Origin of the sequence: Brevibacillus sp. 7WMA2 (assembly GCF_010748895.1) — a bacterium.
Lineage (GTDB): Bacteria > Bacillota > Bacilli > Brevibacillales > Brevibacillaceae > Brevibacillus_B > Brevibacillus_B halotolerans.
Window position 1 is genome coordinate 1,327,879 of the sequence record NZ_CP048799.1, and the last position, 12,786, is coordinate 1,340,664.

Annotated in this window: 11 protein-coding genes; 1 reads left to right on the plus strand and 10 read right to left on the minus strand. The window is 37.8% G+C overall.

Going from position 1 to position 12,786, the window contains the following annotated elements; translation table 11 throughout:
- Window positions 1-45: 45 nt before the first annotated feature.
- A complete protein-coding gene (locus GOP56_RS24335) occupies window positions 46-276 on the minus strand; it encodes an HTH domain-containing protein (protein ID WP_309303855.1) in 231 nt (76 codons plus the stop codon).
- A 400-nt stretch (window positions 277-676) separates the two neighbouring features.
- Between GOP56_RS24335 and GOP56_RS05050 the strand changes: the two genes are divergently transcribed.
- Window positions 677-1,855 (plus strand): RCC1 domain-containing protein, encoded by a 1,179-nt coding sequence (locus GOP56_RS05050; protein ID WP_163244736.1) that lies wholly within the window; start codon window positions 677-679, stop codon window positions 1,853-1,855.
- An 83-nt stretch (window positions 1,856-1,938) separates the two neighbouring features.
- On the opposite strand, the gene GOP56_RS05055 is transcribed toward GOP56_RS05050, so the two are convergent.
- The 9 genes from GOP56_RS05055 to speD form a co-directional block, all read right to left on the minus strand.
- Entirely contained in the window at window positions 1,939-2,478 is a 540-nt protein-coding gene (locus GOP56_RS05055) for a DUF3238 domain-containing protein (protein WP_003339428.1), read from the minus strand.
- A 126-nt stretch (window positions 2,479-2,604) separates the two neighbouring features.
- Entirely contained in the window at window positions 2,605-2,841 is a 237-nt protein-coding gene (locus GOP56_RS05060; RefSeq protein ID WP_163244738.1) for a helix-turn-helix domain-containing protein, read from the minus strand.
- Window positions 2,804-3,352 (minus strand): sigma-70 family RNA polymerase sigma factor, encoded by a 549-nt coding sequence (locus GOP56_RS05065; protein ID WP_163244740.1) that lies wholly within the window; start codon window positions 3,350-3,352, stop codon window positions 2,804-2,806. Before GOP56_RS05065 ends, GOP56_RS05060 begins: the two co-directional genes overlap by 38 nt.
- A 1,003-nt stretch (window positions 3,353-4,355) precedes the next feature.
- Window positions 4,356-5,756 carry a sensor histidine kinase gene (locus GOP56_RS05070; protein WP_163244742.1) on the minus strand — a complete coding sequence of 467 codons (1,401 nt, stop codon included), beginning with the start codon at window positions 5,754-5,756 and terminating at the stop codon, window positions 4,356-4,358.
- Window positions 5,753-6,514, minus strand: a complete 762-nt coding sequence (locus tag GOP56_RS05075; protein WP_163244744.1) for a response regulator transcription factor — start codon at window positions 6,512-6,514, stop codon at window positions 5,753-5,755. Before GOP56_RS05075 ends, GOP56_RS05070 begins: the two co-directional genes overlap by 4 nt.
- Window positions 6,515-6,888: 374 nt before the next feature.
- The gene (locus tag GOP56_RS05080) at window positions 6,889-8,499 is read right to left on the minus strand and encodes a multicopper oxidase family protein (RefSeq protein WP_163244746.1); all 1,611 of its coding nucleotides are present in this window, start codon (window positions 8,497-8,499) and stop codon (window positions 6,889-6,891) included.
- Window positions 8,500-8,835: 336 nt separating this feature from the next.
- Window positions 8,836-10,221, minus strand: coding sequence for an APC family permease (locus GOP56_RS05085; protein ID WP_121474306.1), 1,386 nt, complete (start codon window positions 10,219-10,221; stop codon window positions 8,836-8,838).
- A gap of 1,000 nt (window positions 10,222-11,221) precedes the next feature.
- The gene (locus GOP56_RS05090; RefSeq protein WP_068793834.1) at window positions 11,222-12,289 is read right to left on the minus strand and encodes a hypothetical protein; all 1,068 of its coding nucleotides are present in this window, start codon (window positions 12,287-12,289) and stop codon (window positions 11,222-11,224) included.
- Between the two features lie 112 nt (window positions 12,290-12,401).
- Entirely contained in the window at window positions 12,402-12,776 is a 375-nt protein-coding gene (speD, locus tag GOP56_RS05095; protein ID WP_022585162.1) for an S-adenosylmethionine decarboxylase, read from the minus strand.
- Window positions 12,777-12,786: the final 10 nt, after the last annotated feature.

Here is a 12,786-nt window from a genome sequence, read left to right on the forward strand (position 1 = left end):
TCATGTCAGTCCGGATTGCTTGGATGGCACCTTCAAAATCATAAATCACTCCACCAAACCCATTTTGAAGTTGCTTTGCCTGATGAATGGATTCAAAAGGAAGAGCCTGAGGTTGGCAACAAGTAGATTGATATCTGCATGCAACAAAAAGCAAGCCATTTTGGCGTTTATAGTCGTGTCTGTTAAAAAATCACGGCAAATGATTAATGGCTTAATATCCTGATAGATCGTCATTTCAGAAATTTCCAATCGTTGGCTGATTTCTGAAATCCGCAAGCATTCCTCCTGTTCTAGCCACAGCAAAAGTTGTTGTCTTCTCTCAATTGATAATAATGAAATCCCACCATTCGATAGTATAGGGATTGCTTTCATATCCTATTTGATTTGAACGGTGTCGACAAGCAATATTTGATATAAAATGTGAAAAAATGTTGAAAAAAACAGGGCTGCCATTGCTTGTTGTATTTCATCTTTTTATTACGTTTCTTATTCCATCGCCCCTTGTATGATCGCTTTACCAGAAGCCAAAACAGTCTGGCCTCGAATCTATAAAGGAATATGTTTATTAAAAATGAACAAAAGTTCAAAAATTCATAAAATAGTTTACACAATTATTGTAAAATGTTAGGTTAAATACTGGTAGCATATTACATAAATAGAAAGGTTGAGTTAGTCTATGCAAAAAAAATTTAGCGCCCTCATACTTTCCTCGGTTTTATTTGCAAGTTTGTTTAGCCCTGTTGCATCTCATGCTCAAGATTCATTTAATTATGATCATTTACTTTCAGCAGACAATAATAGAACCTTTATGGTGAAAAAAGATGGTTCTGTCATATACGGAACAGGAAGTGATGCTAATGGCGGATTAGGCAGCTCTTCTGTAAAAGGAAAAACTACGAGCCCCGTTCCTGTTGATGATCTATCAGATGTTTTGATGGTTGATACTGGGACATCTCATACTGTCGCTCTACAAAAAGACGGGACTGTTTGGACTTGGGGATGGAGTGCTTATGGTGAACTAGGAAATGAAAAAGCAAAGTCTACTGAAAAGACTCCTCACCATGTGAAATGGCTTTCTGATGTAAAACAAGTACGTGCTGGAGAAAACTTTACATTAGCATTAAAAGAAGATGGGACTGTCTGGGCTTTCGGTAAAAACCGCTCTGGACAACTTGGAGATGGCACTACTGAGACCAGAGTAAAGCCTGTTCAGGTTTCAGGGTTAACGGATATCGTAGCTATTGATGCTGGTGAAGAATTTTCTTTAGCACTTTCAGAAGATGGCACTGTTTGGGCTTGGGGTAATAACAGCATAGGTCAATTGGGAAATGGGACAAGAGAAAAAGCTTTACAACCCGTTCAGGTCTCGGAACTAACAGATGTAATAGCTATTTCTACTGGTGAAAAACAAGGTTTCGCAGTTACATCAAATGGAGATGTATATGGATGGGGTTACAATCAGGGTAAACTTGGGGATGGAACAAAGAAAAGCAGTAATTCACCAGTATTAATCGACGGAATCTATGATGTAATTGCGGTGGATTCAGGAAAACAACATACTTTAGCATTAAAAGAAGATGGGACTGTTTGGGCTTGGGGAACTAATACACATGGTCAGTTAGGATATGGTACTCCTGTCAATTATTCAATGACTCCGAATCAAGTATTTTTAGAGTCAACAGAACCACTCAACCAAATTGTTGCAATTGATGCAGGTGGATTTCACTCACATGCAATCAAAAAAGATGGGACAGTCTGGTCTTGGGGCTTTAATTCAAATGGTGAACTAGGTCTAGGTCATTCCAAAAAACAAATGTATCCTGCTAAAATAGAAACTATTAATCTCTTCGATTAATCCTCGTGTTATCCAAGACTATAGGTGAAATATAAAACGAACCAGTTCTAATTAGCTAACTGGTTCGTTTTCTTCATCAAACGTTAAAAGCATCTAAGACTTACACTCGTATCCATTGGCGGAAATAGGCTTAATAGAGTATTATCCCCATGATCAAAGAAGTAAAATGGCATCGGCGCCTCATCCCCCACCTTTTTCCAGATTTCATAATTGGGAAAACCATCGTGAAGGCCACTAATACACACTTTTCCGTCCTTTTTATAGGCTGTAATTTTAAACTCATAATCGATCGCTGGAGCATTACTACTAAGGGGATTACTGACTCCGCAACTTGCAGTGAATTTAACACTGTCTTTTTTCCAAGTAGGCTCGGACATTTTCAATTCACTATCACTTGCTCGTTTACAAACTGGGTCTTCATCAGGATTAATTCGACAAGTTTTACCTACACGTTTCGTATGCTTGACTGTTTTCTTTTTAAAATCAATTGCAAATTCCTGTAATGTTCTGTAATTACCTGAAAAATGAAATCCTCGATTATCGCCCTCATAAACATCTCCATAAGGATCTTTTACATTCTCTTCAGGAATAAACGTTTTAATCTTTACTAGTATATCTGACATATACATCCTTCTCTCTTTACTTTTTTCGAAACGAAAATGTAGAATTCTCTCCCGTTTTCACGCTTGATTTTCGCTTCATAAAGTAAAGTGATGAAGGGCTTAATAAATACAACCTGCCTTTTCATTTTATTTTTGTAAAGGGTCACCTTTTGAAAAAATATATTTATTTCCTAGTTTCTCAGAATCATAGTCTTTTATCACCTTTATTACTCGTAGTGCTATCTCCTGACGTACATCATCTCGAATGGCTTTATCTGTACATCTCAGAGATTTTCTAATCTTCGGTTCAAACCTTTGGATAATTTCTTGCATAGCGTCTGCATCATTATTTTTTGCTTTTCTTACAAGAGCGAGCAGGCTCATGGAATCCCCCCTGTGACAACTCTTTTTTTAATTTTTCTAATGCCTTTCTTTTCGTTTTAGAAACAGCCTGTTGAGTGATATCTAAGAGACGAGCTATCTCTTTTTCCTTCCATTCATGCAAATAATAATATGTAATAATTCCCCTTTCATTTTCTGTCAATTTCATTATGGAATGTAGTAATTTCTCATCACTAATGGCCTCTTTCCAATCCTTGTCATGAAAATTAGTGATATTTTCTGCTACACCTTCACTCTCATACTTTAATGGCTGGATTACCTTGTCTAGCTTTTTTTTTCGAATAGAAAGTTCAATCGCCGTGTAGTGTATCGTTGAAGAAATATATTTGATAAGTAGAACCTCTTCATAGAATTCATTAAATTGTTTTTTTAGTTTCTGGGACATCCCTCTATGTTCTGGATGAGCTATCACTTTCTGATAAAGGTTATAGTTGTCTTCTTGTTTGAGAAAAGCTTTGAATAATTTTGTACCTGCTAGATCAATAGAATTCACTAAAGATGCCTCCCCTTCAAGCAGGATCATACATTTTTACTTCCAAATAGCAACATCATCTGCCAGCTACAGCACGAGTTGAATCTTACCTATAAAATCATGTGATCCATCTACACACCCTCCCTTCTAAAATTTTTTACTCCTGATTACATCAAAAAAAGTCGTTTTCTCCTCAATAAATATGATCTTCTGCTTGTTGTAGTTCGCCTTCGTTCAGCAAGGCGGTAATTGCATTATAGGCTACTATCATTACAGCGATAGCGAGTGGAATGTAATTTGAAGAAACGATACCATTGTTTTTCAAACAGGCTGCTTACGGCATTCCTACTGCATCACTGAACCCAGTTTTTTATCTTCAATTACCTACTTTTTCTTTTCGTACTTAAATATCATTCACTAGGCGATATAAAATACACTCAATCTGTTGCTGAGTAGCTACATGACTTTCCACTTACATTATCTTTCGCTCTTTTTGTTCTATATGAGCTTCTCTTCACGTGCCGGATCTACTCAACCATTTGGATCTCTCAGTCTTTTCCCTCTTTTTTGATGAAAATAATGAAGGGCGTTTCTGAATTTATGAAAAATTGTGAGACACGTAGATTTTGGAAACCACCAATAAAGGTAACCTTGTCTTGCTTATTCGTTTTATTTCCTCTCCTTTTCGTTAGCCATATTCTTTTAAATCCAAGCCATAGCTCCTCATCAATAACAACTGATAACTTGAAAAAAATAAAGTAAACCTTTTATTTTCTAAATAACAAAAAAAGTGACTCCACACCGCGAAGTCACCCTTTCATTCCTTTCCCTTATTTGAAACGAACAAACCGATATATGAGATAAATGATTATCCCCATAATGGCCATCCAAAAACACGCTGAGTTAAAAATACTGAATGCACTCGAAAACAAGTTAGTTCGATAGTAAAATGCTGAAACAAATAAACATATTAACCCAACTACCATAAAAAACAAAGCAATGAGCCAGTCCGATTTTTTCATGTCTATTCCTCCTGCATCGTCGGAAGAACGAATTGAACCGTAAAACAAGTACCAATGTCCCTCGTACTGCTAACCTCAATAGATCCACCATGCAGTTCAACTAATTTCTTCACGATTGACAAACCGAGTCCAGTACCCCCCGTTGTCCGTGATCTTGATTTCTCTATCCGATAAAAACGGTCAAAGATATAAGGTAGCTCATCCTCTGGTATCCCAATGCCTGTGTCCTTAATCGAAAGAGAGAGAGTACTAGATGTACAATGAAGATGAACATCAATGTGACCATTCTCGGTATAGCGGATCGCATTCTCCAACAGATTGAGAATAATTTGTTCCATGCGCTTTCCATCCGCACGAATCAACGGTATAGATTCAGAGGGATGAACAATCAACTCTAAACCTTTTTCCTTCGCTTTTAGCGAAACCGTCTGTACTGCTTGATCTACAACATCCTTCAAATCCACCCATTCCATGGACAGACTAACCTTACCTTCTTCCATCTTGGCAAGTTCAAATAAATCATCCACCAGGTGCTGAATTCGTACACCTTCTTGATAAATAATGTCCAGATAGCGATCCTTCTCTTCCTCGGTCGTATACAAACGATTCTTCACGACCCTCGCATAACCTTCCAAGTATGTGATTGGCGTTCGTAGCTCATGAGAGATATTTGCGAAAAACTCTTGTCGTGTATCTCGATACCGCTTTAGGTCAGCGGCTAAATTATTGATCGCTGCTGCCAAATCACCAATTTCATCTTTACTGCGGATGTCTAGTCGGGTTTCTAACTCTCCTCTAGCAATTTTCTTCGTCGCTAGTTGCATCATGATAAGCGGTCGAGATAAAAGTAATGCTATAATCCAGGTGATCCCCATTGCAAGCAAAAAAGCTCCTACTCCAGAGAGAATCAACAGATTTCGCACTGCAGCAAGGGACTTATCCATGCTTTGCGTAGATGCCATCACATAAATGGCAGAAGATATCTGATTATCTTGGTAGATCGGTTGACCAATCACCATATAGCGATTACCTAATGGATCTTCATGTTCTAAGTGAATGGTCTTTCCAGAAAAGATCTGTTTTAGATCTTCTGGCCGGATAAACGACTGATCCGTAGCGTTGTGCCTACCTGAATGAAGCGTAATCTCACCTGTCGCATTGATATAAAACATGCTTACATTTGAAAAATCTGCGAAAGTCAGGATCATTTCCTCCGAAGATGTCTTGGCAGTCTCTGCCATGGTAGTAAAATGAGAGGTCATCTCTTCAACCTCGGTTCCCATTTCCGCATGATAAAAGCTTGAAAACATCTGATAAAGGCCTACACCAAGAAAGAGAAGGACGATAAAAAAAATCGAAGCGATGACTAATCCTAATTTCATCCCAATCCGATTGTGTCTCATTCTTCTCCTCCTGGTGCTGAAAATTTATACCCTACTCCCCAAACGGTTTGAATCGGATCATAGCCAAGTCTTGCGCGGTGTAATTTTTCGCGAATATTCTTGATGTGGGTATCAACGACACGGGCATCACCCATATACTCATATCCCCATAATCGTTCAACCAATTCCTCTCGAGTAAACGTGCGCTGACTATTTTTTGCTAGATAGAGAAACAAATCAAACTCTTTCGGTGTAAAATCAATGCTTACTTCATGGATATGAACTTCACGAGCGTCTGCATGTATTTTAAGGTGTTGAAATACCATGATCGTTTCTTGAAGCTTTTGTGCTTGATTGATCATGGAGCGTCTTAGCAACGAAAATACACGTGCCAGCAATTCTTCAGGTTCAAAAGGTTTCGTCAAGTAATCATCGGCTCCAATGCCAAGCCCGTGTACTTTATCCTTGGTTTCCGAACGGGCTGTAAGCATAAGGATCGGCATGGTTTCTGTTTTTCGAATGGTCTTACAAGCCTGCCAACCATCCATCCCTGGCATCATTACATCTAATATCAGGAGATCAAACGTATGCTGTTTTATCATCGATAACGCCTCATAACCAGACGAAGCCTCCTTGACGTTAAATCCTTCTTTCATCAGATAAATGCGAAGCAAATTCCGCATATTCCATTCATCATCAACCACAAGCACCTGAATCTTCGCTATCGTAATCACCTTCTTTATGTGTAAATCTACCCCAAATCTAAAAGCTACAACCATTTCATTTAAGGTTTCGCGTTTATACTTTCGATAACTCTCTTTTACCTGACCTGATTTAAGAGTTACTCATAGTATAGGTTCGATATTTTAAACATTTTGAGTTGCATTTTCATTTTTGCCTGCAACTCATCCTGCGGACATAAGAGGGCAAACCAATAATATTAACCATGTCTAATCCATTTCCAACAACGTTTGTTTATTTGTATTGTAGATCAAAAATGTGTGGAAACCATGTAGGAACTATGTGTCTTGATCAGATTACAACACAAACAAGATTTCCTAGAATTGAGGCAATCAATTACTACGCCCTTAAATAGTTTCTAAAAGGATAAACTCCTGAAGGCTTATGAAACACCCACAGGAGTTTATTCATGTTATTCTGGTTTATTGTCAACGCTCGGGTCAGGGGTATAATTGGTTTTATAATCATTATACATAACCTCGGTAACCATACCAGCAGACGCATGGTGCAGATCGTGACAATGGAACATCCAATCTCCTGGATTATCCGCTTCAAATGCAACCACATATTCTTCTCCTGGCTTCACGTTGAGGGTATCCTTAATAACAGGCGCTCCATCCAGCGGCTGTCCATTTTTGCTTAAAACTTGGAAAAAGTGTCCATGTAGGTGCATCGGGTGATCATCGGTTTTCGATTGGTTCACAAAGGTGACCTTTACCTTTTCCCCTTTATCAACCTTAATAGAATCAGTATTTGGGAATACCTTTCCGTTTATAGTATAAACCATCTCTCCGTCCTTCATTTCGGTATTCAGATTTAGCTGAACATCCTGATCAAAGGATTGATTCAAAGAAAATTTAGTATCAACTTGTTTCCCGTATTTCAAGAGATTGAATTGTGGTAATTGCTCAGATGCATTGGATGAGTCAGTCTGTAGGGTAGACCCTTCGTATGAAATAACAACTCTCATGTTTTTCACTCTGTCTTCACGTCCATGCTCTTCAAGCAACCATGAACCAGGATTGTTTGCTGTAAACTCTATGTCATAACGTTCGCCTGGAGCGATGGCAATCCCTTGATCTGTAATAACAGCAGGGCTATTTACAGATTGACCATCGGAGGCAACCACTTTAAATTCATGTCCGTGCAAATGCATTGTATGCGTTAGATAACCCGCATTAATCAAGCGAATTCGAACCTTTTCCCCTTCTTTAACTACTAGCTTATCAATAGCATCTCCCGTCTTTCCGTTAATGGTATATAGATCATACATGCTCATATCGTGATCTTTCATACCACTCATGCTCATTTGACTGTGATCCATTCCCTTCATGTTCATCTTGCTATGATCCATGCCTTGCATACTTTTATTCGATTGGCTGGAATCACTCGTATTTGTTTCCATATCCCTGCTGCCAGAGCTCATCCATTCGTCTAGTACAAGCGTGTAATCTCGATCATAACTATCTTTTGGATCTTCCACAATCAATGAACCATAGAGCCCTTTATCGAGTTGATTAACACTATCTTGATGAGAATGATACCAGTACGTCCCTGGAACCGTTGCCTTAAACTGGTACATAAACATTTTGCCTGGAACGACAGCATCTTGTGTGACCCCTGGGATACCATCCATATCGTTGGGGACTGGGTAACCATGCCAATGAATCGAGACAGGTTCTTCGAGTTCATTCTTTAAGTTAATCTTGACCGTATCTCCAACTTTGACACGAATCTCTGGACCGGGTACAGAATTGTTAAATGTCCATACGGGCAAAGTCAAGTCATTAGACACCTTCAAATTACTCGCTTTTGCCGTGATGGTAAATTCTTTTCCATCCACTCTTTGTGTTTCTTCTGTGAGAACAATATTATTACTTGATTGATTGGTTTTAGAAGACATCTCTGTGGTCTTCTGGGTGTTATCCATATTCAACTCGTCTTTACCACTGGAATTAGAACAACCTACTACTATGATTCCTAACAAACCAATCGCAAGTAATAGCTTGATTTTTCCTTTCATTTACTATCCCCCACTTCATTTTCTGATGCCTATAAGATTAAACAAAAAATGTGTGGAAACGATGAAGAAATTTAAATTTTCAACTATTTACATCTGAAAATTTCATTTCAACACACTTAGTCACTGTCTTTCTTCATCCTTAGTAATTTTCGCATCTAATTATTAATTCTTCGTTTTAGTACTTAAAAATCATAATGTAATGGCAATCAAGAACTATCAATTGAGGCAAAAAAAAGTCCGTTTTCAAACCTTTTCGGATTTTGAACGGACTTTTTTGTAATAAATGGAAATTTAATGATCGTAAGAGATACAACCGTATATTCTATTATGAATTATTTACTCCCGATGCTTTAGTACACTTTTATTACGGGAATAACCAAAATAAATACTGAAACCTACTGCTGAATAAGAAAGATAATACATCCATATTTTTGCTGATAAATTAAAAGCTAAAAATAAGCAAAAAATGATTGCCAGGATTGGAAGAATAGGTACAAGAGGCATTCTGAAATTACGTTTTAAATTTGGCTGCGTTTTTCTTAAAACAATGAGTGACAGTGATACGAGTGCAAAGTTCAAAATGGCGGACATATTCGCAATATCTGCTAATTCTTTTAAATCAATTAATCCAGCCACGATAGCCCCTAATACACAAATGATCCATGTAGAGAACGTCGGAACGTGAGTTTTACTATTAACTGTCGAGAATAATTTAGGTAATAATCCATCACGACTCATTGACAGTAGAATACGTGGCACTGCAAACATGTAAGCAAATAAAACAGCTATAATTCCAATTACTGCGCCAACAGATAAAATAACTGCCGCCCACCCTTGCCCTACACTTTCAAGTGCATAAGCCAAAGCGTCTCCAACATTTAATTCTTTATAGGATACCATTCCTGTTAAAATAGTTCCTAAAATAACGTAAATAGTAGTGCAAGCTAGTAAAGATCCTAAAATACCCCGAGGCAAGTTTCTCTGAGGGTCTTTCACTTCCTCAGCAGATGTTGAAATAGCGTCAAAACCAGTGAATGCGAAAAATACTGAGGCTGCTCCAGCAAATACACCACTTATTCCAAATGGCATAAAAGGTTGCCAATTTTCAGGTTCGATGAAAAATGCACCTATAATAATAAACAGTAAAACAATAGAAATTTTGATAGCCACTGTGATATTATTGACTTTTTTACTTTGCGTTAGACCTCTTGTTAATAAATAAGACATACAAATTACGATAAATACTGCGGGTAAATTTATAATCCCACCTTGGCTAGGAATAGTGACTAGACTACTCGGAAGGTGAATTCCAACCAGTGATAATGCACTATTAAAATATGCTGACCATCCCCCGGCAACAGATGCTATCGAAACTGTATATCCTCCTACAATAGACCATCCTACCAAGAAAGCTACTATCTCTCCTAATGCTACATAGGTATAGGCGTAGGCACTTCCCGAACTTGGAATCGCTGATGAAAACTCCGCATAACATAACGCTACCAGACCACATACAATTGCAGAGAGAATAAAAGAAAGAGATATAGCGGGACCTGAGTTTCTTGCAGCTACTAACCCTGTAATAACTAAGACACCTGTTCCAATGGTTGCTCCCATCCCCATTAGTATTAAATCCAAGGCGCCAAGTGACCTTTTTAATTTTTTTGATTGGTTTGAATCTGAGATATCCTTAATATCTTTTTTTCTAAATAAATAGCTCATCATTTGTCTCTCTTTCTTTTAATAGGTACGATTTGAGTAATGGTGTTGAAATGAACTTCATTTTGAAACCTATCTTTAAAGATCCCCCATCTTACTTTCTGACAAAAAACTGAATATTGTATTAAGTTTTTTAACTTATGTTAACAATAATACTAGTTTTTAATTATATATTATATATTATTTTTTAGACTGTAGCAAAAATAACATTAGGTCAATAAAAACGTAGAATTATATCTGTATCATCGCTGTAACAGGATATCTCTCCTAATAATGAAATAATCGGGTATGAATCTTACAATTATTTCTACTAAAATAGGCCACTTTTAGCTACTCTAAGTGTTCACAGGGTTTGTGCCATGAGTTGAGTTGGTATAGTTGCGAAATCTTACTATTTCATTTTTGTATATAATAATATCAACTTAATAAAATTTTCTAAATATTAGTAAAGACAATAATCTCACTATACGTCAGACTTCATAATCGTTTTTACCAAGTACTCATTGAATTGGCTATATTCAAATTCCGAAATTCTTCTTGGAAAACTCATGATGACAAGTTCATGTGGTACATTCTGTTTTCGAAACGCAGGATGTTTATGTTGGTAATGATTTTCCATAAAGCCAAGCCTCATATAAAAGTTCTTGCGTCTAATAGAAATAGACTCTACTGGTGGATCAATTTCTAAAATGACAAGATTGTGCAAATCACAAAACTTTTGTAAGCAGCGAGAACCTACATGATTTCCTCGCATACCAGGATCAATCGCAAAATGCTCAATATAAGTATATAGTTTAACGATAAAAATCCATAATTCGTTTTGCTCTCTTTCTTGATGTTTACTTACTCTTTATAGTTGTATGTATTCTATATGAATATGACTAGAACTACATGCTGCTATTCGATTGTCTTTCTTCGACATGAATACAAAAAAACGACTCCCTTCATCGAGAGCCGTCTTTTTGTTGTCTACCTATGTCTATTCCTGCTGTTTCCCAGGCAATTACATATTCGTGTTTTCTTTATCGTGTTGCTCTTGGAGCTTTTCCATCCTTGAACGAATAGCTTGGGCAAAAGACTCTGGTTCGTCTACTTTGAACATGATGCGTTTAAACTCCTTTTTCATCCCAAAGACACCATAATGAATGGCTGATTCTTTTACTTTGATCTCGAATGATGGAGAGTCCATCATTAGTGTCGTATTGACCACATCAGAATCTCCTTTTTCAAACGGATTGAGTGCAACATTGCTCATGTTTGGAGATTGAATTGCTTCAATATTAGCAATGTCGATTACAGCAATACTCTGATAACCGGCGTAGAGTGTGACTTTATCCTCAGTAACGGTGCAAGGCAGGTATTTAACAGAGTTATAGAAGGCGACGATGTACAAAGCTGCGTAGATACTGATCGCTGTTGCAATCCACGCAGCGATGATGCTCCACTTTGCGAGTAGCCAGTGAAGCAATACGGTCTCAGCTATGAGCAACAGACCGAAAACAATCATCATCGTTTTAATAATGGTGGTCTTATGGTAGCTATATGAGATATCTTTTCGAATGTCCGGTTTTTTGAACAGAACACCGAAAGAATAGTAGAAAAGCTTAATCTCAGCGAGGAAAACATTTTTGAGCGGCGTATCGCCGAACAGCTTGGTCAGTGCCACTTCCATCGCCTCATAGAAGCTTAATTCTCGATCCGCGTGCTTTTTGCTATCCCGGTATAGACGGATAATTTGAAAAAAGATAAAGCAAAGAAAAAAGATTTCAACCAGAGGTGCAACATAGAAAATCACGTAATCCAAGTAACGCTGATGGGAAGCTGCTATCAAATATTTCGAGACGAATATCTCAATAAAAAAGGCAAAAAACAATGAAATTTTATTGGGAATAACCAGTAGATTGACTAGGAATGGTATCACAAACATCAGCGCTACTGTAACGAATAGATCGACTATATCACTTTTGGCTGTATGTACGTGCATGTAATAATAGCTGCCTCCATAGATGATTCCCGCCAAAATCAGGAAGGCTATCAGTGCCACAGAGCGGTTCTTTTTTGTGGTTGTCATATGAACACCTCATCGTAACTTTTACGTAGGGGAACAAAAGGAAGAAAAGGGTGGTACCGCCATAAACGATACCACTTTCCTCCCCTCCCCTGTTTAAGCCGATATCATCCATTTATTCACGGATGATCACTTGGTACTGAACATTTTCAGGCCCAAATACATCAATGATGCTTTGTTTGACTTGCTCTTCAGAAAAGTCTTTGCAAGAGAAAACATCTAGGTACCCCTCACGATGCAGATCATTGGTGTGAAGAGTGATACTGCTGGTGTAGATCAATTGTACTGCCGAAAGACCGATTTCTTCACCGTCTCCAAAGCGATAGCAGTGGCACTCCCCGAAGGCAACCATGTCAATGTCTTTAACGAGTTTCGTAATGAAATCCTTTACCACTTCAATGCTGAGAATGTTTTCGTTGCATCTTTCCATGTGAACCAATACATGTTTTCCATAGCAAGCTTTTCCTTCGTGCATGATACGTTTATACATCCTGTAACAT